Origin of the sequence: Bacillus gaemokensis (genome assembly GCF_001590835.1) — a bacterium.
In the GTDB taxonomy this organism is placed as follows: domain Bacteria; phylum Bacillota; class Bacilli; order Bacillales; family Bacillaceae_G; genus Bacillus_A; species Bacillus_A gaemokensis.
In genome coordinates, this window is record NZ_LTAQ01000012.1 from 37337 (window position 1) to 61244 (window position 23908).

Below are 23908 nucleotides of genomic sequence, written 5' to 3' on the forward strand. Positions count from 1 at the left end.
ATGAATTTACCTTGTTGCCTAGAACATGTAGAATTAGCGCTAGATATTATTGTGGATGAGTGTGAAGTGGCGCCAGTTATCAACAGTGTGGATAACTCTGAAAAAGAACAAAAAACATGTGAATTTTGTCAAAATAAGGCGACATATGTTGTATCGAACACAGATTCTCACACAATATGTGGGTAATGCGTGTGGATATGTGGATAAGTTATGTGGATAAGTTGTTTGTAAGGTGGGGAGTAAATGTGAATATCTCAATTGTTTCGATCGGAAAATTAAAGGAAAAATATTTAAAACAAGGTATTGCAGAATACTTAAAACGATTATCATCTTATGCAAAAGTGGAAGTTATTGAATTGCCAGATGAAAAAGCACCAGAAAACTTAAGCGAAGCAGAAATGTTAATTGTAAAAGAAAAAGAAGGTATACGTATACTAGATAAAATTTCAGATGATACGCATGTCATTGCTTTAGCCATTGAAGGTAAACAAAAATCGTCAGAAGAGTTTGCGGAGAGTCTTGATCGTCTTGCTACATATGGGAAAAGTAAAGTAGCATTTGTAATCGGAGGGTCACTTGGACTTAGCTCAGAAGTGATGAAGCGTTCGAATGAATCACTTTCGTTTTCAAAAATGACATTGCCACATCAGTTGATGAGATTGGTACTTTTAGAGCAAGTGTACCGAGCATTTCGGATTAATCGTGGAGAACCGTATCATAAATAAATGTTTTTTTAAGTAAAGGTGTCTCCTAAGACCTTATAAAATGGAACACACTTTAGATTTATCGTAATAACTAGGATAATTCAATATATGGTAGAACATTTTTGGTTACAATTTCGACAACCTACTAGTTCACTAACATCAAAAGACCATTGGAGAAAGTTTCCCGATGGTCTTCTAAATATTGTTGAAATTATAATAGGTCATAATAAGTGGAGGAATCGCTGTTTAGATTGTAACAGGATAAGTAATGTGCAAAATACAATTGTATGCGTCCAAATAGGGAAAATGGTAATATGAATTTCCTTAAATAAGCATGTTTTCATTTATAAAAATTTATGCTGTAATATTGATAGAACAATATTTTATCTTATTATAAGTAGTCAAAGAAGTGAGGAATTGAAGGTGAAGAAGTTTAAGAAGTTTTACTTAGAGATTACAAGTGTATGTAATCTTGCTTGTAGCTTTTGTCCGCCAACAGAAAGGCAGAAGCAATTCATTTCTGTGGAGGATTTTTCTAAAAGATTAGACCAAATTAAACCTCACACAGACTACATTTATTTACATGTAAAAGGTGAGCCGCTGCTCCATCCTAAAATAGACCGATTGTTAGATTTAAGTCATGAAAAAGGGTTTAAAGTTAATATTACAACCAATGGAACATTAATTAATAAAAGGAAGCACAAACTATTAAATAAACCTGCAATAAGGCAGATGAATTTTTCACTCCATAGCTTTGATGGCCATATCGGCTCGAAAGATAAGGAAGGATATGTGAGGAGTATACTTTCTTTTATTAAAGAAGCAACGAGTCAATCGGAAATGATTGTTTCGCTCAGATTATGGAATCTCACACGAGACAATACGACGAATCTTGAAAGACAACGAAACAGAGAATTACTAGAAATCATTGAGAAAGAATTTGATTTAAATTACAAAATTGAAGAGAAGGTCACACCAGGAAGCGGTGTGAAAATTGCGGACCGCATCTTCATCAATCAAGATTATGAGTTTCAATGGCCTGCGTTACATGAAGAAGAGGACGATGGGAAGGGTTTCTGTTATGGTCTTCGAAATCAAGCAGGTATTTTAGCAAACGGAACTGTTATTCCTTGTTGTTTAGATGGTGAAGGCATTATCAACCTTGGAAATATTAATGATGCCTCATTTTCTGATATTATCGAAGGTGATAGAGCGAAAAATCTTGTAGATGGATTTTCACAAAGAGTGGCAGTGGAAGAACTATGTAGAAAATGTGGATATCGCAAAAGATTTGGAAAATAGATAGGTAGATGGCCAGGATTGAGTAAGTTAGACGGATTTATCTAGGTCCATTACCCCGGCTGACATCATAAAAAATTAGAACAATAGTTAAGATCACTAGGCTTAATGTCCTGTTATGATATTGTTATATTTTTCTAATTAAGAAAGAAAACCTCTTGGGAATGGAAAATAGATTCCCAAGAGGTCTTTTTTTCTATCATCACTGATAAGAACGCTCTAACTCATCAATTAATGAACCGACATAAGAAACAGCTTTTCGAATTGAATCTGGCTTCGACATATCAACCCCAGCATGCTTCAGCAATTCAAGTGGTTCCATCGTTCCACCTGCACGCAGCACATCGAGCCAACGATCAATAGCTGGTTGACCTTCTTCTTGAATCAATTGGGCTACAGCAGTCGATGCAGTTAAGCCAGCAGAATACGTATATGAATATAGGCCCATATAATAATGGGGTTGGCGCATCCAGGTCAGACCTGCCCCTTCATCGATTTCAACTGTATCTCCCCAGAACTCAGAAAGAACCTCTGTTTTTACTTCTGTTAAGGTTGTTGCAGTAAGGGCTTTTCCGTTCTCAGCTAAGGTGTATACTCTACGTTGATATTCGGCCTCGAGTAAATGGGTAACAAAGTTATGATAATAGGTTCCTAGTAGCTGCAAGATAACCCATCGGCGCATTCTCTTATCTTCATTTGTAGCGAGCAAATGTTGAGCCAATAACAGTTCATTCATCGTAGATGGTGCTTCAATGAAATACATGGATGGACGAACATTCATCACACGTTGATTTTTATTAGCTAAATAAAAATGTCCAGCATGTCCGAATTCATGTGCCAATGTAAAACATCCACGCATATTACCTTGCCAAGTAATAAGGATGTAAGGATGTGATCCATATGGGCTAGAGCAGAAGGCACCAGTTGATTTTCCAACATTATCTGCAAGGTCTACCCATCTTTCTTTAAAACCTTTCTCTATGATTGCACTGTATTCAGGGCCCAATGCTTTTAAAGATTCTTGAATTAATTTACCAGCTTCTTCGTAAGTTATTGTTGGATTAAAATCTGGATCTAGTGGTGCATGCAAGTCACAAAAAAGCATTTGTTCAAGTCCTAAAACTTTCTTTTTAAGCGCCGCAAAGCGGCGCATATGAGGTGCTAATTCTTTATAAATGATGTCTAGCTGATTGTTATACATTTCGAGTGTTACTTTCTGTGGATCCAAAAGCATATGAGTAGCCGAATCATACTTACGTAAACGAGAGAGTGTTACTTGCTTTGTCACCTCTGTAGAGTAGGTAGTAGCAACGGTGTTTTTATATTGTTTTAGCGTTGAAATAAAAGATGTATACGCTTTTCTACGAATATCTGCACTAGGAGAAAACTCGTAGCGACTTTCAAATAATGCAAAGGATACCGGTAATTCCGCGCCCTGTTCATCTTGAATAGGAGAAAACGCCATATCTGCTAACTTAGTCATACCATAGATTTTATAAGGAGCTCCATGGACTTCACCAAGTGCTGCGAGAGCTTCTTCTGTTTCTGGTGTAAGCTTATGCTTTCTCGTTTCAAGAATCTCTAGTAGTGATTTACGGAAAGGTTCAAGTTCAGCTACTTCCTGAAGGTATTTTTCAATCGTTCCTTCAGGAAGTAGCAGAACTTCATTTGAAATAAAAGATAAAGCTGTATGTAATTTCGTACCTAAGGTAGAAATTTTTGAGGAATTTGCCTGATTAACTGGGTCTGTTCGATCTGCAGATTCTCTTAAGTTCGCAAATGACCAGAGTTTAATCAATTTCATCGAAAGCTGTTCTTGTAAGATTAGGCAATCTAATAAAGCTCTCGGCCCAGTATGTAAGGTTGTTTTAAAGGTATCAATTTTCTTAATATCTTCTTCCAGTACTTTTAGTGCATCCTCCCAAGTTTGATCGGATGCATATAAATCAGTGAGATCCCACGTTAATTCTACCGGAACTTTTGAGCGAGTAAGACGCTTTTCTATTACATTTTCCATTCCTAATCTCCCCCTTATCATGCATGTTATGTGAAAACATACTACTAAAAAATTCGGTTCATTCAAACGATTCACCTGCTTGATAATTGAATTGGAAAATATAAGTGAAATACTAGCAATATAATTTCTTTATCTACTTTAGGAAAACAAAGTATCTTAGAGAATATTTTAAGGATGTGGATGTAAGAAAATAACTTAATTTAAGGAGAATTTTATATGCTAAGGGACTGTAGGGATGAAGATTTAGAAGAACTTCTGAGAATTAGCAACATGGAAGTAATAGATTATTATTTAAATAATATGATAAATAACTTTAGAGATGCAAGGGATTTTATAGTATGGGATGAACTGGGAGTAAAAGGATTTGCGTATATGATTTTAAGAAATGAAGATAAAAGAGAGTGGAACATACAAGTCTATGTAGATCCTAAAGAGAGAAGAAAAGGCATAGGTACTTTACTTCATCAAAAAATTTATAAGTCTGTAGAATTCGAAAATCCCCATGTTTTAGTTACGGAGGTGAGAGTAGATAAGGAAAATCCAGCTTCTTTTTATGAGCGATTAGGATATAAAAAGTGGTTTGGATCGCCGAGTATGGAGTATACAGGGGATGTTCAAAAGGATGTAGATATTGATTTCATTCCTTATGAAGACAAGTTTTATGAACAATATGTAAAGTGTAGAGCAGAATGTTTCTATCAAATGGCTGTAAAGAATGATTTTAAGCCATTTGTTATTCAGCGAAGTGAGAAAGATAAAAGAATGTTATCTAGTAAGCCAATATATATCACATTACATAATAAACAGTTAGTTGGAGCGATTACCGTTGAAGCTGGATATTTAGATCATATTATGGTTTCACCGTCTTATTAGGGAAAAGAATATGGAAAAAAGATTACACAGTTCGGTATCAATAAAGCGTTAAGTAAAGGAGCTACTTCTATTCAACTTTGTTATATAGAAGGGAATCATAAGGCTGAGGCTTTATACAAATTATTAGGATTTAAGACTGTTCAAGTCACATATGTATATAGGGAATTTATAGATTGATGATGTTCGATTAATAAACTTACATCGTTTAAATATATTGTGGTGATCTGCATCACAAATAAAGTTGAAAATAGGTTCTGCAAAACAAAAAATGAGCAAGTACGAGATGAAGTACTTTGCTCATTTTTTCTTATATATATAAATTAATATTTATTACATTTAAAATGGTATATAACCCTTAGTACACTTTATCGCCATTAAAGATTGAATTTTTAACAACAACATAATCTACAGTACGAATTGATTCTAATTTCGTTCCGCCAGCATAAGAAATAGAGGATTGAAGATCTTGTTCCATTTCGATTAATGTATCTTTTAAAGAGCCTTTGTGCTCAACGAACATTTTTTTGCCTTCTACGTTTTTCTTTTCGCCTTTTTGGAATTCTGAAGCTGAACCAAAGTATTCTTTGTAGAGCTTTCCGTCTCTTTCAATTGTTTCCCCTGGAGATTCTTCATGGCCAGCAAATAATGAACCAATCATAACCATAGTTGCACCAAATCGAATTGATTTAGCTACATCACCATGAGTACGAATGCCACCATCAGCAATAATTGGTTTGCTAGCAGCTTTTGCACACCAACGAAGTGCAGCTAATTGCCAACCACCAGTTCCAAATCCTGTTTTAATTTTAGTGATACATACTTTACCAGGTCCGATTCCTACTTTTGTTGCATCGGCACCAGCATTTTCTAATTCTCTTACTGCTTCTGGAGTTCCTACATTTCCTGCAATAACAAAACTTTCGGGTAAGTATTCTTTAATATGTTGAATCATTTTTATCACGGCATTGGAATGACCATGTGCAATATCTATTGTGATATATTCAGGTACAAGCTGTTCTTCAGCTAATTGTTGTATAAATCCATATTCTTCCTCTTTGACTCCAACACTAATAGATGCGATTAATCCAAGTGAATGCATATCTTTAATAAATGAGATACGCTTTTCTGGTTCAAAACGATGCATTACATAGAAGTAACCATTTTCAGCTAAATAAGTAGCGATTTTTTCATCTATAATTGTTTGCATATTTGCAGGGACCACAGGTAATTTAAATTTATGTTTACCTAAATTTACAGTTGTATCACATTCAGAACGGCTATTTACCACACATTTTGCCGGAATCAATTGAATATCTTCATAGTCGAATACGTTTTCCATTATTTACACCCCTAAATACGAATGATTTAATTATTATAAATAAAATTGTTCGTCCAATTGGTAATGTACATCATTTTTATCAACAAGTCAAAGTTTTTAGTGTATATTTATCAAAAATAGGTGTGAAAATTAATTTTTATAGAAGTAATAACGAATTAAGTTTATGTTACATAGAGGAAATGTTCGTATTTTAAAAATATGTATTGCAAAAGTTTAATCAATATTAACGAAATAATATTTCGGTATATAATGTTGCAATAACAAAGAAGAAGGGTATCTTTAATACCCTTCTTCTTTGTTATTTATTATCTTCAAGAGACTGATATTTCTTTTTCAATTCCTTCAAATCATTTACCAATCCCTCCCCAATCGTAGGGGCAAGATCTTCATATAGGGGAGCTAGTGCTTTTTCCCATTCTTTCTTTTCAGCATCAGTTAGTTTATGAATTTGAATGGATGAATTTTGTTTTATAAGCTCAAGTTGTTTTTCATTCATTTGGATGGCTTGTTGATTGTTCCAATCGGTAGTTTCTTTCATTGCTTCAAGTAATATTTGCTTCGTTTTCTCGGTTTGTTGGTTCCATGTTTTTTGATCTATCATGACAACATAGCCTAAATATCCATGGTTACTAATTGTCAAATACTTCTGAACGTTATAGAATTTTTTAGAGTAGATATTTGAAATAGTATTTTCTTCCCCATCAACTTTACCACTTTCAATTAATTTATATGTTGAATTAAATGAATCTTGATGGGCATCAGCCTTTAATAAATTGAATTGAGACTGAATCACATCGCTTTGCATAATGCGAAAGGATTGTCCTTTTATATCTTTCGGTGTATAAATAGGTCCTTTATTTGAGGTGATTTGTTTAAATCCATTTGACCAATGAGCGAGACCTTTAATGTCATCTTTTTGTAAGGAGTGGAGTAATTGTTCTCCAATTTTTCCGTTTAAGCCTTCCTTAATAGCTTTATGGCTTGGAAAAGCAAATGGTAAATCTAAGACGCTCCATTCTTGAGATAGTATGCCAAGTTTCGATGTAGAGGGGGCAATAAAATGAACTTGTCCAGCCTTTAAAGCGCGTATTTCTTCTATATCAGAATAGAGACTTCCATTAGGGAAAATTTCTATTTTTATAGTACCATTGGATTTTTCGTTAACGAGTTCAGCAAACTTACTAGCGGCGAGTCCTTTGGGAGTATTTTCCGCGACAACATGGCTAAATTTGAAAACAATTTGTTTATTTAAACCTTCTTGTTCATCATCATAAGAAAGATTACCTTGAGAAAAAAGGCTGTTATATCCTACAAAGAAAGAACCAGCAATGAGGGCAATAAAAAAGAGAGCCGTAATAGCTATTTTTTTCATCTTAAACCTCCTCTTAATTTCTTATTGTAAGCATACCGAGAAGATTTTTATTCGTAAAGAGGCTTTTAGATGAAAGGAGGGATGGTAATGAAGCAATTGCCGATTCGCTGGAAAATTACAATTTTGTCCTATGTAGTAGTTATCTTTTCATTACTTATAGGTGGAATAGTAATTATCGCAAATATTCAACAAAAAGAAGAGAAAGAGCTTCGAATTAGATCAATGAATACAGCACGGACGGTAGCTGAATTATCGGATGTAAAGAAATCCCTTCAGGAAAAACACGGGTGGTTTACATTAAATCCTGTGGTTGAAAATATTAGGGTAATTAATGAAACAGATTATATTGTAGTAATGAATATGGAACACATTCGATATTCTCATCCTGTAAAAGAAATGATTGGAAAATCATCGAAGGGAACAGATGAAGAACCAGCATTTGCGGAGCATATTTATTTTTCAAAAGCAAAGGGAGAAATAGGTGCTGTAATTCGTGCGTTTATGCCTGTTAAAGACCAAGACTTAAATCAAATTGGGGTTGTCGTTGTAGGAAATAAGATGCCGAACTTTTGGGAGATTATGTTTGGACTAGCAGAAGAGATTTTCTTTATTGTTATATTAACTTTAATATTTGGACTGATTGGCTCATTACTGCTAGCTAATCACATTAAAAAGCAGATGTTTCAATTGGAGCCATATGAAATTAAAAGAATGTTAGAAGAAAGAACAGCAACCTTTCATTCCATTAACGAAGGAGTGATTGCGATTGACAATCAAGGAATTATTACGATTTTCAATGAGAAAGCAAGACAGGTTTTTCGTGTAGATGAAGAGGTTGTAGGAAAGCCGATTCGTACAGTATTAGAGGATACAAGGCTTCCAGAAATCGTGGAAAAGAATCAGCCAGTATACAACGAAGAGATAAAAGTAAGTGGCAAGGTTATTTTAAGCAATCGTATACCAATTAAAAAAGATAATGAATTAATTGGAGCCGTAGCAATCTTTCAAGATCGGACCGAAGTTACAAAACTTGCAGAGGAATTAACTGGAGTGAAAACCTTTGTAGAAGCACTTCGAGTACAAAGCCATGAGCATATGAATAAACTTCATACAATAGCAGGTTTAATTCAACTTGGAAAATCTGATAAGGCATTACAACTTGCTTATAATACTTCGGAGGAACAAGAGAGTGTAACGAATTTTTTGAATGAGACAATTAAAAATGATGCGGTTGCAGGTCTTTTATTAAGTAAAGTCAGCAGGGGGAAAGAACTCGGAATTCAGGTGAGTATTGATCAAAATAGTTATTTAGAAGAATTCCCATATCAATTAGACCAACATGATTTCGTTGTTTTATTAGGTAATTTAATCGAAAATGCTTTTGGATCATTTGAACAAATTGAGGTTGAGAATAAACGAATTGATATTAGTATTGAACAGTTAGAAGATGTATGTGCAATATTGATTGAGGATAATGGATGCGGCATAAAAGAGGAGTATTTACCAAAAGTGTATGAGAAAGGATTTACTGTGAATAAAGTTAGTGGGACAGGTTATGGACTTTTCCTAGTAAAACAAATTGTTGAAAAGGGGAGAGGCGAAATTAGCATTTCATCTTTTCATAGTGAGGGAACTTCTTTTATCATTACTTTTCCAATGGAGGTAGGGGTGGAATTGTATGACATGTAAAGCGGAAATTAAAGTGTTATTAATTGAAGATGATCCAATGGTCCAGGAAGTAAATAAAGAGTTTATAAGAAGTGTAAGTGGATTTCAGGTAATCGCTGTTGCTAGTAATGGTGAAGAGGGGATTGAACTTGTAAAAGAAGTGAATCCAGATCTTGTAATTTTAGACGTTTTTATGCCGAAAAAGGATGGCATTAAGGTATTACAGGAATTTAGAAAGCAAGAATTAGAACCGGATGTCATTGTTGTATCTGCTGCAAAAGATAGAGAAACAATTAAGCTAATGCTTCAAAATGGGGCCATGGACTATATTATTAAGCCTTTTAAATTACACCGAATTCAGCAAGCTTTAGAAAAATATCGCCAGTATAGAATGAGTTTGAAGGAGTCTGGGGTAATTTCGCAAGAACAGCTAGATTTACTATTATATTCTGGGCGGCCTAAGAAAACAGCAAGCAATTTACCGAAAGGATTGAATGAATTTACATTAAATGAAATTGAGGATTATGTAAAAACGCAAGATGAACCGCGTTCGGCAGAAGAAGTTGCAAGTGCAATTGGGATAGCTAGAGTAACTGCTAGACGCTATTTGGATTATCTAGAAAAAAGCGGTTTGATTCGTCTAGCAGTTCAATATGGCGGAGTTGGAAGGCCAATTAATCGTTATGTATTTCGTGAGGTGAAAAAATGAGACCAAAATGACCAAAACATTCGTTATGACCATAAACTTCTCACTTTAAATTGAAAACGCTATCATTATGTAAAACATAGGGATGAGAAAGTTTTCAATACAAAAGGGGGAGAAAAGTTGAAGGTGAAACGACTGTTCAAAAATTTAACCTTTCAAGTATTAACCGCGATTGCACTAGGTGTGTTAGTTGGGCTTCTTTGGCCAAGCGTAGGAAAAGAGATGAAGCCATTAGGCGACACATTTATTAATGCTGTAAAAATGGTCATTGCACCGATTATCTTTTTAACAATTGTACTCGGTATTGCCAAAATGGGAGATATGAAAAAGGTTGGTAAAGTTGGAGGAAAAGCCTTTATTTATTTTGAGGTTGTAACAACATTTGCACTTATTGTTGGATTAATCGTTGTAAATGTTATGAAGCCAGGTTCAGGTCTTAATTTTAACGAACTTGCAAAAGGTGATGTATCAAAATACACACAAGGCGGGGGCCAAGGGATTAATTGGATTGATTTTGTGACTCATATTGTTCCTTCTAATATGGTTGATGCGTTCGCCAAAGGTGACATTTTACAAGTATTATTCTTCTCAATTTTATTCGGGGTTGGGCTAGCTGCTCTTGGTGAAAAAGGAAAAACAGTAATTGATTTCTTAGATAAACTTTCACATGTATTCTTTAAAATTATTGGCTATGTAATGAAAGCAGCGCCACTTGGCGCGTTTGGTGCAATGGCTTATACAATTGGTCATTTCGGTCTAGCTTCACTCGTACCACTTGGAAAATTGATGATGTCAGTATATATTACGATGTTCTTATTTGTATTTGTCGTTTTAAATATTATTTGTAAGATATATGGATTTAGTTTATGGAATTATTTAAAGTTTATTCGAGATGAAATATTAATTGTTTTGGGAACGAGTTCTTCGGAATCTGTATTACCAAGAATGATGAATAAGATGGAGCGATACGGCTGCTCAAAATCTGTTGTTGGTCTTGTTATTCCGACGGGCTATTCCTTTAACTTAGATGGTACATCTATTTATTTATCGATGGCAGTGGTCTTTTTGGCACAAGTATTTGGTGTAGACTTGACGATCGGACAGCAAGTTACAATTATTTTAGTGCTCATGCTAACATCTAAAGGCGCTGCTGGTGTAACAGGAAGTGGATTTATTGTATTAGCCTCGACGTTAGCCGCACTAAAGGTTATTCCTTTAGAAGGGTTAGCATTACTTCTTGGTGTGGATCGCTTTATGAGTGAGGGAAGAGCGATTGTAAACTTAATTGGAAATGGAATTGCTACAATGATTGTTGCAAAGAGTGAAAATGAATTTGATGAAGTAAAACATGCAGAAGCTATTTCTGATATGAAAGTATTGAGGGAGACGAAGGAAGCTGTATAGTTTAGGGAAGCAGACTTAATAATAAGTCTGCTTTTTATTTTGAAATATATATTAATCCCGATTTAGAGGTATGTTCAAGTATAATGAAATAACGTATATGATATTTACGCAATGGTGAAAAATACATAAAAGAATATAAAAAAAATGAGGTTAGTACATGAGTAAAAGAAGTTTTAAAGATTATACATTAAGTAAGGAAATTGTAAGAGCACTTACTAGTTTGCAATATGAAAAGCCAACAGAAGTGCAAGGGAAAGTCATTCCAGTGGCATTAGAAAAGAAAGATCTTGTTGTGAAATCACAAACAGGAAGTGGTAAGACGGCGTCCTTTGGTATCCCGCTTTGTGAAATGGTTGAGTGGGAAGAAAATAAGCCACAAGCGTTAATTCTTACACCAACGCGGGAACTTGCTGTACAGGTGAAAGAAGATATTACGAATATAGGAAGATTTAAACGAATTAAAGCGACTGCGGTTTACGGAAAATCCCCATTTGCAAGACAAAAATTAGAGCTTAAGCAAAAGACACATATTGTGGTCGGAACTCCGGGCCGTGTGTTAGATCATATTGAAAAAGGTACCCTTTCTTTAGATCGCTTAAAGTATTTAGTGATTGATGAGGCAGATGAAATGTTAAATATGGGCTTTATCGATCAAGTAGAAGCAATTATTGATGAGCTACCTACGAATCGAATGACAATGTTATTCTCTGCAACATTACCAGAAGACGTTGAAAAGTTATCGCGTACGTATATGAAATCACCAGTGAACATCGAAATTAAGGCGTCTGGGATTACGACAGATAAAATTGAGCATGCTCTTTTGAAAGTAAGAGAAGAAGAGAAATTTTCGCTTTTGAAAGATATAACAGCGGTTGAAAATCCAGATAGTTGTATCATTTTTTGTCGTACGCAAGAAAATGTAGATCATGTATATAGACAGCTAAATCGCTCTAATTACCCTTGTGATAAAATTCATGGCGGTATGGTGCAGGAAGATCGTTTTGCAGTCATGAATGACTTTAAAAGGGGAGAATTCCGTTATCTCGTGGCAACAGATGTAGCGGCGCGAGGAATTGATATCGAGAATATCACCCACGTTATTAACTACGATATTCCATTAGAAAAAGAAAGTTATGTACACCGGACAGGAAGAACGGGACGTGCTGGTAATAGCGGGAAAGCAATTACATTTGTAACGCCGTATGAAGAGCGATTCTTGGCGGAAATTGAAGAATATATCGGTTTTGAAATTCCACAAATGGATGCTCCATCAAAAGAGGATGTTGCAAAAGGAAAGATAGCATTTGAGGAGAAAATAAGTGCTAAACCAGTCATAAAGAAAGATAAAAGCGCCGGATTAAATAAAGGAATCATGAAGTTGTACTTTAATGGCGGGAAGAAAAAGAAAATTCGAGCGGTAGATTTCGTCGGTACAATTGCTAAAATCCCAGGTGTCACAGCGGATGATATAGGAATTATTACGATACAAGATAATGTTTCTTATGTTGATATATTAAATGGAAAAGGTCCACTTGTTTTAAAAGTAATGAAAAATACGACGATAAAAGGTAAGCAGTTAAAAGTTCACGAGGCGATTAAGTAAAAGAAACTATCCACTCTAACGGGTGGATAGTTTTTTGTTTTTGAAAAATAAGGAAACCATGTAAGGATATATTTATTACATTCGTATATATAAGTGAAGGGGGAGCGGATATGAATGATATGGAGTTAGTAGATGAAATAAAAAAACAGAATACAGAAGCATTGGATCAATTGATTCTTCAATATAGTAAGTTGATTTATGGGGTAATTGGAAGTGTATTAGGGGAACACCATGAAAGAGAAGAAATTGAAGAGTGCTATAATGATGTTCTTCTCATACTTTGGTATAAAATAGATAGTTTTCGAATTGAAAAAGGACAGCTTAAGAACTGGATCATTTCTATTGCAAAGTTTAAGGCGCTAGATTATAAAAGGAAGCTTAAGCGAAAAAAGATTGAACAAACAATAGAACAACTTATTCTACAAGATGATGAAGAGGTAGAAGAGGTATTGCTGAAAGAAGAAGAAAAAGAAATTGTTTTGCAAGCAATTCATCAACTAGATGATGTAGACAGTAGTATCTTTTATCAAAGATATATTGCTGATGAAAGTATAGAGGATATTTCAAAAAAGTTACATATGAGCAGAAGTGCCGTTTATACAAGATTATCAAGGGGAAAGCAAAAATTAAAAAGGGTAATGGAGGGGTATTATGAATCGTGCAAACTATAGTGTAGATCAAATTGTTTTTGAGCAGTGGAATGAACAGGAAATATCCCAATTCGAAGCAATAGGAGAGCGTCTTGTTGGGGGTTTGGAAAATAAGAAAAAAGATATAAGAAAACGAATTGCTAGAGAAAATTTTCAAGAGATAGAAGCAAAGGCGAATAATGAATTAGAAGAAAATGAATTTATTGAATTACAGTTTCAAGGAAATGCTACAGGTGGATACTATTATGGAGCAATGATGTGTTCAGCAGATTATGTAGCAATGCCGCTAGTACTTATGGATATAGGCAATCGATTTGTTGTTTTTGGAACGAGACATAAAATTATGATTTATGAAGTAAGAGAGCTTTATCAAATTCAAAGAGAATATATTATTGATTACGATGATATTTTTAAATACTATTACAAAAAAAGAAAGAGTTATACGGTATTCTGTTTTAAAGCGAAGAAGGATAAGTATAACCAGTTAAGAGAGTGTTCCAACTGGCTGTTATATGGATATTTACAAGGAAGGATTAATATGGTTGTTAATAATTCTGATAGAGATATTATAGCCAATTATTTTGATAGGGAAATTAATTCGAAAAGGACTCATTAAAAAAGAAAAAGTATATTCTCTGGGCGTAAGATGTACTTTTTCTTTTTTATTTTTGGAATTTTACTTACATATTATTTGAAAACAATAGAACGACAATAGAAAGAATAAGCATAGTAAATGCATTAAGTGTCATAGCTGTTTTATGCTTTGCACGAAAGAAATGAGCATGTAATGCCCCTAACATAAGAAAAATAATAAGAATAGCAGAGTATTTTAAGAAGTTTGGATTCCAGAATCCTATAATTACCCCAATAGCACTAGTTAACTCTAATAAAGCAATAACATTCATCAACCATTTAGGATAACGGTACTCACTCCAATGATGAACCATTGATTTTGCACGTGAAACTTTTAGGGAGAATGATAATAAAAACATACATGCTAAAACAACTTGAATAATAACAATATCCATACGATTTCCTCCTTGATAAGATAATAGAATAAATGCTTCTTACATAAGAGTGTAGTATGCTTCATCCTGAAAATATGTAGTCTAGACTACATTAGGGGGAAACTTCATGGATAAAATAAAATATTTATCGAGAATACAGTTGTTTCATGAGTTAGAACTAGAAGAATTAAAGAAAATTGAGCCAGATACGCCTATTGATGTGATGAAAAGAGGAACAATTATTACATCCCCACATATGGAACAAAAATTTTTATATTTGATAAAATCAGGTAAAGTGCGTTTATATAAATTATCTGAAGATGGAAAAGAGCTTACAATCGATATATTAGGTATAGGGCATGTATTTGGGGCAGTGGGTACATTTACAACGGGATCTGAAGGTATATACGCTGAAACATGGGAAGATTCCCTTATTTGTAAAATAGATAAAATCCAATTTGAAAAAATTATACGTGATAGACCAGATATCGCTTTAAAGTTTATAGAAATAATATCTATTCGTTTGAAAGAAATGGAAGAATTGTTAGAGCATATGGCGTATGGTAGTGCGCGGAAACGGTTACTCTTTTTGTTATATAAGTTGTCGAAGAAATTTGGGATAGAAGTAGATTCTACTAGGGATTGGATACCACTTGAAATTTCTATTACACATCAAGAATTAGCAAATATGATGGGAAGTATTCGTGAAACGGTAACAAGCTTACTAAGTGATTTAACTAAGGAAGGTATTATCCGTAGAATGGCCCCGCGTAAACCGATGCAAATTCATTTATTGAAATTAATGATGGCATTAGATAACTGTGAAAAGTAAAGAAAGTCACCTATTTTAGGTGGCTTTCTTATATGTTTAAGATTCTTTCAAATCGTCGACTAATTTTTCTGCTAAACGTCTATACATATTGCTCATTGTTACAAAAGAGGTGAGTAACAAAAACTTTTCTAAATCTTTATCTTCAACGGGAGTAGCAGCTAACTTTACTTCATCCACTCGATTATCTACGTCTTTCTTAAAATGCTCCATATTCTTTTCTGTAAGGGTAAGATAACTTTTATAGAGAGTATCTAGTTCGAAAGAATCTTCATTGACTAATTTCTCATTGAGCCCGGCTAAAGAGCTTTTTATATCATTAATGGAAAGAGCACCTTTTAATTGATAAATTAAACTGATTAAAATCATATGTTCTTTTGAATACTTCTTATTTTTTATAGGAATGAATAATTTTCCTTTTGCGTAGTTATTAATCATTGTTTTTGTTAATACTTTTTCATCTTCTGTTCTTGTTGTATCACTGTAGTTATTTTCAAATAACTGAACAACTTGATCTACGTATAAATCAACATTAGGAATATCTTCTAGTGTAATGTTTTTTTCTAAATGTAATGTTTCTAGTAATTCTTTTATATTTTCCATATAAACCCTCACCTTTGTAGGAATGATGTGAATTTTATCTTTAAATATAGTATTACGAAACAAGTGAATTGTAAATGTTGACCTTTAGTTAAAGTGTGTATATAATTACATGTAGTTATCAAAACTACATGTAATTATATAAGGAGTTGTTAATGTGAATGCTTATGTGAGAGAACCAGTTAATGCGTTTACCCATTTAGGAGGTGCAATCTTATCATTTGTTGCACTTCTAGCCATGCTTGTAAAAGTTTCTGTGAAAATGCCATCTGTTGCTACCATTTCAGCAGTTATACTATTTGGAGTAGGGATGATGATTCTTTATTTGGCTTCGGCTGTGTACCACAGTGTTGTAGCGAGTGAGCGTATTATTTATTTCTTTAGAAAACTGGATCATTCAATGATTTTCATTTTAATTGCAGGCACATATGCACCCTTTTGCTTAATTACATTACAAGCAGCAAATGGTTTGCTATTGTTTGGGCTCGTTTATGCAACAGCTATATGCGGTATTATTTTTAAAATGTTTTGGTTTAACTGTCCGAGATGGTTATCAACAGCAATTTATCTTATGATGGGATGGTTAATTGTTTTATTCTTTTCACCACTATCAGAAAGTTTAAGTATAGAAGGTATTTCGTTTTTAGTACTTGGTGGTGTTTTTTATACAATTGGTGGATGTATTTATGGTGCGAAACCAAAATGGTTGGAATTTAAATATATGGGGCATCATGAGATCTTTCATATATTTGTGTTATTAGGTAGTCTGGCTCACTTTTTATGTGTATATTGTTATGTGATTTAGTACAAATGAATTGTATATATGAAGCTACATGGCAGAAGCTATGTAGCTTTTAATCGTTTAGATAGAAGTGTTATTTTAATATTTATATATGGGATAAAATGTAAGATGTAGTGTTTTCTGAATAAACATATAGTAGGGAATATGTGGTATAATTTTAAAAGTTTATAATGAATGACATAAAATATGGAGGACTATAACTATGGCAATACTTGTAACGGGTGGCGCGGGATATATTGGTAGTCATACATGCGTAGAATTATTAAATGGTGGTTATGAAATTATAGTAGTGGATAACCTTTCTAATAGCTCAGTAGAATCGCTAAATCGAGTAAAAGAAATAACAGGAAAACAATTCAAATTTTATAAAGAAGACCTTTTAAATCGTGAGGCAATGGAAACGATTTTTGAAGAAAATACAATTGAAGCGGTAATTCATTTCGCTGGTTTAAAAGCAGTAGGGGAATCGGTAGCAATTCCGCTTACTTATTACCATAACAACATTACAAGTACATTAGTGCTGTGTGATGTGATGCAGAAACATAATGTGAAGAAAATGATTTTCAGTTCATCTGCAACAGTATATGGTATTCCTGAAACATCACCAATTACAGAAGAGTTTCCTTTAAGTGCGACAAATCCGTATGGTCAAACAAAGTTAATGATTGAACAAATTATGCGTGATGTAGCGGTAGCAGATTCTGAATGGAGTATTGCGTTACTTCGCTATTTCAATCCATTTGGTGCACATGAAAGTGGACGAATTGGAGAAGATCCAAACGGAATTCCAAATAACTTAATGCCATATGTGACGCAAGTGGCAGTTGGTAAGTTAAAAGAATTAAGTGTATTTGGAAACGACTATTCAACAAAAGATGGTACAGGTGTCCGTGATTATATCCACGTTGTTGACCTTGCAAATGGGCATGTGAAAGCTCTTGAAAAAGTATTAGATACAACAGGTGTAGATGCATATAATCTTGGTACAGGTACTGGTTATAGTGTATTAGAAATGGTTGAAGCTTTCGAAAAGGTTTCAGGAAAGGCTGTTCCTTATAAAATGACAGAGCGTCGTCCTGGAGACGTGGCTGTATGTTTTGCAGATGCATCTAAAGCGAAACGTGAGTTAGACTGGGAAGCAAAACGTGGACTTGAAGAAATGTGTGCGGATTCGTGGAAGTGGCAGTCGAATAATAAAAACGGCTATCAAGAAGCATAATATATTGTATAAAAAACGACCTTTTTAGTTCTTCTAAAAAGGTCGTTTTTATTGATCTACCAATTTTTATCAAGAGTAAAGGAAAAGTATATTTTTGAAATATATTCCAATATCTGTATCGTTCTTTGGGTAGGATAATTTTTTTGTTGAAAACGCTTTAAATATAGAGGTTATTGAGTTAATATTTTATATGTCTTTTAATTTTAAGGTAGGAAGTCTGACTTATTTTTTCGTAAAAATATTTTTTATTTGGATGTATTCAGGTCTAAATAAGAAGAAAGATATTATTAGTAGGATTTTATAGTAGGGAGGTTGGTGTGTGAAAAGGGAGTTTTTTTCACACAAACATATATGGGTTATGTAGGATTATTACTTTCAGGTGCAGCGCTATTTTTAAATAGTCTTGTTATATTAGGAAAAGCAGAGATGAAAAGTGCAGGTGTGTTTAATCTTTTTGTAGGTGCGCTACAAATTGTAATTCCGTTTTATCTTATTATGATTTCTGATCAAAGTAATTGGACCGTTTATTCATATGCAGCAACGTTTTTATTTGGTTTGACCTATTTATATGTAGGGGTCACCTTTATTACAGGGATGAATAGTGATGGACTAGGCTGGTTTTGTCTGTGGGTGTCCGTTGTTGCATTGTTTTATATGGTTGTATCGTTTGTGCAATTTCAGGACATCGTTAATGCACTCACTTGGTTTATGTGGGCACTTCTTTGGTACTTATTCTTTGTATTAAATGTACAGAGAAAGAGTATAAATCAATACCTTGGTAGGATAGCATTTGTGCAATCATGGGTAACATTAACACTTCCATCACTTCTATATTTTATGGGAGTATGGGGAACACCAGTAGTATATCAGGTTTGGGTGTATGTCTCAGTGCTCTCCATTTTATATTTTTGTTATTGTATTTTTAAATATCGAGTACGGTAAGAGTTTTAAGAAAAGAAGTGGAGAATCTTTATGGATTCTCTTTTTTATATGGAAATAATTTCAAGTATAATGAGGTAATAGCTATTTATTCAGTCATCATAGAAATGAAAATAACTAGGGGAATGATGAATATGGAAAAGGTATTAGTGTTAGGTGGAACAAGATTTTTTGGAAAACGATTAGTTGAAAGTCTGCTACAAGCTGGACATGATGTGACAATTGCGACGCGAGGGTTTACAGAAGATTCCTTTGGTAGTGCTGTTAAGAGGATCATTGTAGATCGAGAAGATGAAGGGATGCTCCAGGAAATGTTAGCGGGAGAAAGTTATGACGTTGTGTATGATAACTTATGCTATAGTCCCAATGCAGCAAAGGTTATATGCAATGTACTCCATAATAAAGTAAAGAAATATATTGTTATATCTTCAATGGCTGTCTATGAGCCGGCGCTATCTTTAAAGGAAGAAGATTTCAATCCGTATCAGTATCCGATTGTTTATGGGGATAGGCATGATTTCTCTTATAACGAGGGGAAAAGATTAGCTGAGGCTGTATTGTTTAGAGATGCTACATTCCCTGTTATTGCAGTGCGTTTCCCGGTTGTTATTGGTGAAAATGACTATACAAAGAGATTGTATTTTTATGTTGAAAACATCGTAAAGAAAAAGTCTTTTGTAGTAGAAGATATAGAGGGGGAAATGTCTTTTATCCATGAAAAAGAAGCGGGAGAGTTTCTAGCATGGCTTAGTACGATAGACGCAAGTGGTCCAATCAATGCATGCAGTAATGGTGTAATTTCTATGAGAAAAGTTGTTGATTTTATAGAAGAACATACAGGAATAAACTCCTGCATTGAAACAAAAGGAGAAAATAAAGCTCCTTATAATGGGATGACAAATTGTACGGTAAATAATAAGCGAGCGAAAGACTTAGGATTTCAGTTTAGAAATTTAGAGACAGATATAAATAATATATTGAAACACTATATTGAAGTGATTTAATGGTTATTCATAAATCCCCCGGTGGCAATCCGGGGGATTCTGGAGGATTTCGATAATACTAGTTTTACATTACCAAATTTACCTTATACGCATAATTAATGTTTTTGTGATTGAATTGCTTGTAAATACTTTTCGTTTACTTGATCCCAATTAACCGTATTCCACCAGTTTGTAACAAATTCTGGGCGACGGTTTTGATACTTCAAATAATAAGCATGCTCCCATACATCAATTACGAGCAATGGGATTTTTCCTTCTTCTAGTGGTGTATCTTGATTTGGTGTACTCATGACAGAGAGATGTTCACCATCAAGTACAAGCCACCCATATCCACTTCCAAACTGACTAATTGCCGTTTTGGAAAGCTGATTTTTTAAGTTGTCAAAGGTATTGAAATAGTAATCAATTACTTTTGCAACGTCTCCATTAGGTTCGCCTCCACCTTTCGGACTCATCACTTCCCAAAAAAGACTATGGCAGTAATGTCCACCACCGTTATTTCGTACAGCTGTAACAATTTCTGGTGGAAGGGTGTTTAAATTACATAACAATTCTTCTAAAGGTTTGCTCTGCAATTCCTCATGTCCCTCCAAAGCTGCATTTAAATTCTTTACATATGTCGCGTGATGCTTTCCATGATGAAGTGCCAAAGTATCACCATCAATATAGGGCTCTAACTCATCATAGTCATATGAAAGCTCGGGCAAATGAAATGAAGACATATAACTCACCTCCTTCTTTTGTCAAAAAGTTGCATAAGGTAAAAACAATTTACCTAACTCAAAAATACACCTGTTCTTTTCGTAAGTCAACAATAAAATATACAATTCTGTTAATTCCATGAACATATAAGTTTTAACTATGAAAGTAGAACCGTTTCATTAGGTTTGTTACGATACTTGTTTTTGCTATACTGTAAAGTAATAGTGCCTTGGTAAAGTAGAAGGAGATTGTTTATGAGTAAAATGGAACAATTAGTAGAGGAAGCAAGGAAGTTTATTACAATTTGTTATGAGGAGCTCGGTAGAGAGAAGCAAATAGAAGAACGTTTCACACAAATTGTAATGGAAATAGAAAAAACGGGAACGTATGAGCACACTTTTGATGAACTTGTCCATGGTGCACGTATGGCATGGAGAAATAGTAATCGTTGTATTGGGAGATTATTTTGGAATAAAATGCATATATTAGATGCTCGTGAAGTGAATGATGAGGAAGGTGTATACAACGCACTGACTCATCATATTCGATATGCAACGAATAATGGGAAAATTAAACCGACAATTACAATTTTCAAGCAGTATAACGGCGAAAAAAATAACATTAAAATTTATAATCATCAGTTGATTCGTTATGCAGGATATGAAACCGAAATGGGTGTGATTGGTGATTCTCATTCGGTTCCATTTACAGCGCTTTGTCAGGAGATTGGGTGGAATGGAGAGGGTACGAATTTTGATGTATTGCCGCTCGTATTTTCTATTGATGGGCAAGAACCTGTATATAGGGAGATTCCTAAAGAAGAAGTAAAAGAGGTTGATATTGAACATCCAGAATACCCATTTTTGGATCTAGGAGCAAAATGGTATGGGGTACCAATGATTTCAGATATGCGTCTAGAAATCGGAGGGATTTCATATACGGCCGCACCTTTCAACGGCTGGTATATGGGTACTGAAATTGGTGCTCGTAATTTGGCAGATCATGATCGCTATCATTTACTTCCAGCTGTAGCAGAAATAATGAACTTGGATACGTCTAGAAATAGCACATTATGGAAAGATAAGGCCCTAGTTGAATTAAATGTAGCTGTCCTGTATTCTTTTAAAAAGCAAGGTGTAAGTATCGTTGATCACCATACAGCTGCACAACAGTTTGGGCAATTTGAAAAGCAAGAGGCAGCTTGTGGACGTGTTGTGACGGGAAATTGGGTATGGCTCATTCCGCCGTTATCACCAGCTACAACGCATATTTATCATAAACCTTATCCAAATGATATTCTTAAGCCAAACTTCTTTCATAAATAATTTATCCTGCTATTTGTGGGGGGATTAATACTCCCACCTCAAAATTCGGCGCAAGCAAAGAAGTTAGGTGGGAGATAAATTGCCCGTAAGAGCCCGATTCATGAGGATTAATAATCAGTGGGGAATGAAGAGCCTCTACTGATTAAAAGTTCACTTTATTGTTAGACGAGATGATAATCTTTCATAAATTTATAACTTTTTTTGATTCCTGTTAGATAGCAAATGGAAGCCTTTACTTCCATTTCAATGGCAGTGACCGGAGAAGGAGATCCTAGAATTAGCTTGAGAATTTTTTGGTCACTTATTATGGGCGCAGTTGCAGCAATTCTTTTATATATCGGTGAGGGGAGTATTAATGCCTTACAATCCTTCATTGTTGTGACAGTTGTAACCTGTATCCATGCTATTGTTACCGGTGCTTTGGTTAGCACCTAAGGTGGCAGGAGAACTAGCTTTGGAACAAGGTATTGTGAAAGAAAAGGATAAAACAGCTTTCTTATTCCAGAAGGCTAGTCGATCGAAATAAATGATGAATGAGCCCCCTGTACAAGAGATATACAGGAGGCTTTCTCTTTTGGAATTTAGTCTAATACTTCACCTGTGATACTCATCATTACTCCCCTTATTTATTATGCAGTCACCATGGAAGAATAATAAAAGTCCTGCCATTTAATATTGCGAGGAGTCCCCAAAAAGCATACATATCCTTTAGGAATATATTCCGACTTCACGAAGCGGTGTAAAAGGACTGTAATTATATTACTTTAGTTTTAGCAATCTTCAATTTTATTATCAAATTTATCCCACTGATTATTAGCCTTCACTTTATATGAATTAGAGGTAGAACGGGTTTATTTTTACTTGTATATAAACAATGGGCAAGAATCTCGAATATCATAATAAATTATAAGGCAATTTGTTTAGGATGGATGAAGAACCATGAATCCAAGAAGTTTAGAAGTTACGGGAGCTTGGTTTCAAGCCGGTGGAAATATTATATCTGCAATTGGAAATACAAGAGCGTTTATTGGAGAAGAAAATGTAGAGGATCCACTAGTCATTGTTGGTGAATCATTACAAGCTCTTGGAAATGTGTTACAAGCAGTGGCACCAGAACATTCAACAAATAGTAAAGAAGACGAAAAGGAAGAAACTGAACAGATAGATGAATCAGCTCACAAAAATGAGAATAAAATTGTGAAGAATAAACAACCGGGTGATGTAAAAGACCAAGGAGAAAATAATGTAAATCAGGTAAAGAAAAAAGGAAAGTCACTTGAGAAAACAGGTGCTGAAGTGCAGGCTTTGGGGAATATTTCTGATATTATCGGAACGGTTTTGAATATGGAGAAAGAAGAAAAAGAAAATGATTATTTAATCATTGCGGGAAATAGTTTGCAATCTTTAGGGGCTTTTTTAGAAGTTGTTGATGAACTTCGAGATGTTCCAGACATTCAATGGTTAGAGGTCATCGGAAACTCCATACAAACGCTAGGAGCTGGATTACAAGCATTTCAAGGTTTATACAATGTATTAAAAGAAGAAAAGAAAGAGAGTGACAATGAAAAAGAAGATGATAATAGTCAGAAGAATGGAGAGGGAAAAAAAGAGACAAAAGTAGATGAGCAATTGCTTGGGCTTATTGGGAATTGGATACAGGTGATTGGAGCGGTAATTGAGGCAATTGGAGAAACGATAGAGCCACAAAGCTGATAAAGGGATGTTTTCACAATAAAGAAAACATCCTATTTTTATATAATTTTACTTTCACTGACTTCTTCTTCCTTGACTCTTACTCCATTATTTTCCGATAATAAAACTAACTAAACAAATAAAGGATGACTCA

Annotated in this window: 23 protein-coding genes and 1 pseudogene; 18 read left to right on the forward strand and 6 right to left on the reverse strand. The window is 34.3% G+C overall.

Going from position 1 to position 23908, the window contains the following annotated elements; all coding sequences use genetic code 11:
• From AZF08_RS11430 to AZF08_RS11445, 3 genes are all read left to right on the forward strand, one after another.
• Positions 1 to 186: a CxxH/CxxC protein gene (locus tag AZF08_RS11430; RefSeq protein ID WP_033673590.1), complete on the forward strand. Its 186-nt coding sequence runs from the start codon at positions 1 to 3 to the stop codon at positions 184 to 186.
• Between the two features lie 59 nt (positions 187 to 245).
• Entirely contained in the window at positions 246 to 725 is a 480-nt protein-coding gene (gene rlmH / locus AZF08_RS11435; RefSeq protein WP_063177285.1) for a 23S rRNA (pseudouridine(1915)-N(3))-methyltransferase RlmH, read from the forward strand.
• Positions 726 to 1127: 402 nt separating this feature from the next.
• Positions 1128 to 2006 (forward strand): radical SAM/SPASM domain-containing protein, encoded by an 879-nt coding sequence (locus AZF08_RS11445; protein ID WP_033673527.1) that lies wholly within the window; start codon positions 1128 to 1130, stop codon positions 2004 to 2006.
• 199 nt (positions 2007 to 2205) lie between these two features.
• Here the strand turns inward: AZF08_RS11445 and pepF are convergent, their stop codons facing one another.
• Complete coding sequence (gene pepF, locus AZF08_RS11450; RefSeq protein ID WP_033673525.1) at positions 2206 to 4020, reverse strand: oligoendopeptidase F; 1815 nt, start codon at positions 4018 to 4020, stop codon at positions 2206 to 2208.
• A 216-nt stretch (positions 4021 to 4236) separates the two neighbouring features.
• Between pepF and AZF08_RS11455 the strand changes: the two genes are divergently transcribed.
• Entirely contained in the window at positions 4237 to 4893 is a 657-nt protein-coding gene (locus AZF08_RS11455) for a GNAT family N-acetyltransferase (RefSeq protein ID WP_235190023.1), read from the forward strand.
• Positions 4894 to 5248: 355 nt separating this feature from the next.
• On the opposite strand, the gene guaC is transcribed toward AZF08_RS11455, so the two are convergent.
• Positions 5249 to 6232: a GMP reductase gene (gene guaC, locus AZF08_RS11460; protein ID WP_033673522.1), complete on the reverse strand. Its 984-nt coding sequence runs from the start codon at positions 6230 to 6232 to the stop codon at positions 5249 to 5251.
• Between the two features lie 298 nt (positions 6233 to 6530).
• On the reverse strand, positions 6531 to 7604 hold the full coding sequence (locus AZF08_RS11465; protein WP_033673520.1) for a DctP family TRAP transporter solute-binding subunit: 1074 nt from the start codon (positions 7602 to 7604) through the stop codon (positions 6531 to 6533).
• 81 nt (positions 7605 to 7685) lie between these two features.
• On the opposite strand from AZF08_RS11465, the gene AZF08_RS11470 reads away from it, so the two are divergent.
• The 6 genes from AZF08_RS11470 to AZF08_RS11495 all read left to right on the forward strand — a co-directional run bounded on the left by AZF08_RS11470 (position 7686) and on the right by AZF08_RS11495 (position 14251).
• Positions 7686 to 9293: an ATP-binding protein gene (locus tag AZF08_RS11470; protein WP_033673588.1), complete on the forward strand. Its 1608-nt coding sequence runs from the start codon at positions 7686 to 7688 to the stop codon at positions 9291 to 9293.
• Entirely contained in the window at positions 9283 to 9981 is a 699-nt protein-coding gene (locus AZF08_RS11475; RefSeq protein ID WP_033673518.1) for a response regulator, read from the forward strand. Before AZF08_RS11470 ends, AZF08_RS11475 begins: the two co-directional genes overlap by 11 nt.
• Positions 9982 to 10104: 123 nt before the next feature.
• Entirely contained in the window at positions 10105 to 11382 is a 1278-nt protein-coding gene (dctP, locus tag AZF08_RS11480; RefSeq protein ID WP_200875207.1) for a dicarboxylate/amino acid:cation symporter, read from the forward strand.
• 157 nt (positions 11383 to 11539) lie between these two features.
• On the forward strand, positions 11540 to 12985 hold the full coding sequence (locus tag AZF08_RS11485; RefSeq protein WP_033673514.1) for a DEAD/DEAH box helicase: 1446 nt from the start codon (positions 11540 to 11542) through the stop codon (positions 12983 to 12985).
• Positions 12986 to 13095: 110 nt separating this feature from the next.
• Positions 13096 to 13656 carry a sigma-70 family RNA polymerase sigma factor gene (locus tag AZF08_RS11490; RefSeq protein ID WP_033673512.1) on the forward strand — a complete coding sequence of 187 codons (561 nt, stop codon included), beginning with the start codon at positions 13096 to 13098 and terminating at the stop codon, positions 13654 to 13656.
• Positions 13637 to 14251, forward strand: a complete 615-nt coding sequence (locus tag AZF08_RS11495) for a hypothetical protein (protein ID WP_033673511.1) — start codon at positions 13637 to 13639, stop codon at positions 14249 to 14251. The genes AZF08_RS11490 and AZF08_RS11495 overlap by 20 nt, the downstream gene beginning before the upstream one ends.
• 64 nt (positions 14252 to 14315) lie before the next feature.
• Here AZF08_RS11495 and AZF08_RS11500 read toward each other — a convergent pair whose 3' ends face one another.
• A complete protein-coding gene (locus AZF08_RS11500) occupies positions 14316 to 14663 on the reverse strand; it encodes a DoxX family protein (RefSeq protein ID WP_033673509.1) in 348 nt (115 codons plus the stop codon).
• Between the two features lie 106 nt (positions 14664 to 14769).
• Between AZF08_RS11500 and AZF08_RS11505 the strand changes: the two genes are divergently transcribed.
• Positions 14770 to 15474, forward strand: a complete 705-nt coding sequence (locus AZF08_RS11505) for a Crp/Fnr family transcriptional regulator (protein WP_033673507.1) — start codon at positions 14770 to 14772, stop codon at positions 15472 to 15474.
• Positions 15475 to 15510: 36 nt separating this feature from the next.
• Here the strand turns inward: AZF08_RS11505 and AZF08_RS11510 are convergent, their stop codons facing one another.
• Positions 15511 to 16074 carry a DUF1836 domain-containing protein gene (locus AZF08_RS11510; RefSeq protein WP_033673505.1) on the reverse strand — a complete coding sequence of 188 codons (564 nt, stop codon included), beginning with the start codon at positions 16072 to 16074 and terminating at the stop codon, positions 15511 to 15513.
• 154 nt (positions 16075 to 16228) lie between these two features.
• Between AZF08_RS11510 and trhA the strand changes: the two genes are divergently transcribed.
• From trhA to AZF08_RS11530, 4 genes are all read left to right on the forward strand, one after another.
• A complete protein-coding gene (gene trhA, locus AZF08_RS11515; RefSeq protein WP_033673503.1) occupies positions 16229 to 16876 on the forward strand; it encodes a PAQR family membrane homeostasis protein TrhA in 648 nt (215 codons plus the stop codon).
• 199 nt (positions 16877 to 17075) lie between these two features.
• Positions 17076 to 18092 (forward strand): UDP-glucose 4-epimerase GalE, encoded by a 1017-nt coding sequence (gene galE / locus AZF08_RS11520; protein WP_033673501.1) that lies wholly within the window; start codon positions 17076 to 17078, stop codon positions 18090 to 18092.
• 351 nt (positions 18093 to 18443) lie between these two features.
• The gene (locus tag AZF08_RS11525; protein WP_033673587.1) at positions 18444 to 19034 is read left to right on the forward strand and encodes an AmiS/UreI family transporter; all 591 of its coding nucleotides are present in this window, start codon (positions 18444 to 18446) and stop codon (positions 19032 to 19034) included.
• Between the two features lie 131 nt (positions 19035 to 19165).
• Positions 19166 to 20035, forward strand: a complete 870-nt coding sequence (locus AZF08_RS11530; RefSeq protein WP_063177286.1) for an NAD-dependent epimerase/dehydratase family protein — start codon at positions 19166 to 19168, stop codon at positions 20033 to 20035.
• A 95-nt stretch (positions 20036 to 20130) separates the two neighbouring features.
• On the opposite strand, the gene sodA is transcribed toward AZF08_RS11530, so the two are convergent.
• Entirely contained in the window at positions 20131 to 20757 is a 627-nt protein-coding gene (gene sodA, locus AZF08_RS11535; RefSeq protein WP_033673497.1) for a superoxide dismutase [Mn], read from the reverse strand.
• 234 nt (positions 20758 to 20991) lie between these two features.
• Between sodA and AZF08_RS11540 the strand changes: the two genes are divergently transcribed.
• The 3 genes and pseudogenes from AZF08_RS11540 (at position 20992) to AZF08_RS11550 (ending at position 23775) form a co-directional block, all read left to right on the forward strand.
• Positions 20992 to 22062: a nitric oxide synthase oxygenase gene (locus tag AZF08_RS11540; protein WP_033673495.1), complete on the forward strand. Its 1071-nt coding sequence runs from the start codon at positions 20992 to 20994 to the stop codon at positions 22060 to 22062.
• A 237-nt stretch (positions 22063 to 22299) separates the two neighbouring features.
• Positions 22300 to 22588, forward strand: a pseudogene (locus AZF08_RS28605) (BCCT family transporter); the annotation flags it as partial.
• A gap of 413 nt (positions 22589 to 23001) precedes the next feature.
• On the forward strand, positions 23002 to 23775 hold the full coding sequence (locus AZF08_RS11550; protein ID WP_033673491.1) for a DUF6944 family repetitive protein: 774 nt from the start codon (positions 23002 to 23004) through the stop codon (positions 23773 to 23775).
• The last annotated feature ends 133 nt before the right edge of the window (positions 23776 to 23908 follow it).

Excerpts from the sequence above, each read along its gene's own strand:
- AZF08_RS11525 (WP_033673587.1), top strand. The coding sequence starts at position 18,444 with ATGGGTTATGTAGGATTATTACTTTCAGGTGCAGCGCTATTTTTAAAT.
- AZF08_RS11485 (WP_033673514.1), top strand. The coding sequence starts at position 11,540 with ATGAGTAAAAGAAGTTTTAAAGATTATACATTAAGTAAGGAAATTGTA.
- AZF08_RS11455 (WP_235190023.1), top strand. The coding sequence starts at position 4,237 with ATGCTAAGGGACTGTAGGGATGAAGATTTAGAAGAACTTCTGAGAATT.
- AZF08_RS11475 (WP_033673518.1), top strand. The coding sequence starts at position 9,283 with ATGACATGTAAAGCGGAAATTAAAGTGTTATTAATTGAAGATGATCCA.
- AZF08_RS11470 (WP_033673588.1), top strand. The coding sequence starts at position 7,686 with ATGGTAATGAAGCAATTGCCGATTCGCTGGAAAATTACAATTTTGTCC.
- AZF08_RS11500 (WP_033673509.1), bottom strand. The coding sequence starts at position 14,663 with ATGGATATTGTTATTATTCAAGTTGTTTTAGCATGTATGTTTTTATTA.
- AZF08_RS11490 (WP_033673512.1), top strand. The coding sequence starts at position 13,096 with ATGAATGATATGGAGTTAGTAGATGAAATAAAAAAACAGAATACAGAA.
- AZF08_RS11505 (WP_033673507.1), top strand. The coding sequence starts at position 14,770 with ATGGATAAAATAAAATATTTATCGAGAATACAGTTGTTTCATGAGTTA.
- AZF08_RS11510 (WP_033673505.1), bottom strand. The coding sequence starts at position 16,074 with ATGGAAAATATAAAAGAATTACTAGAAACATTACATTTAGAAAAAAAC.
- AZF08_RS11495 (WP_033673511.1), top strand. The coding sequence starts at position 13,637 with ATGAATCGTGCAAACTATAGTGTAGATCAAATTGTTTTTGAGCAGTGG.
- sodA (WP_033673497.1), bottom strand. The coding sequence starts at position 20,757 with ATGTCTTCATTTCATTTGCCCGAGCTTTCATATGACTATGATGAGTTA.
- galE (WP_033673501.1), top strand. The coding sequence starts at position 17,076 with ATGGCAATACTTGTAACGGGTGGCGCGGGATATATTGGTAGTCATACA.
- AZF08_RS11550 (WP_033673491.1), top strand. The coding sequence starts at position 23,002 with ATGAATCCAAGAAGTTTAGAAGTTACGGGAGCTTGGTTTCAAGCCGGT.
- pepF (WP_033673525.1), bottom strand. The coding sequence starts at position 4,020 with ATGGAAAATGTAATAGAAAAGCGTCTTACTCGCTCAAAAGTTCCGGTA.
- guaC (WP_033673522.1), bottom strand. The coding sequence starts at position 6,232 with ATGGAAAACGTATTCGACTATGAAGATATTCAATTGATTCCGGCAAAA.
- AZF08_RS11465 (WP_033673520.1), bottom strand. The coding sequence starts at position 7,604 with ATGAAAAAAATAGCTATTACGGCTCTCTTTTTTATTGCCCTCATTGCT.
- AZF08_RS11530 (WP_063177286.1), top strand. The coding sequence starts at position 19,166 with ATGGAAAAGGTATTAGTGTTAGGTGGAACAAGATTTTTTGGAAAACGA.
- AZF08_RS11430 (WP_033673590.1), top strand. The coding sequence starts at position 1 with ATGAATTTACCTTGTTGCCTAGAACATGTAGAATTAGCGCTAGATATT.
- AZF08_RS11540 (WP_033673495.1), top strand. The coding sequence starts at position 20,992 with ATGAGTAAAATGGAACAATTAGTAGAGGAAGCAAGGAAGTTTATTACA.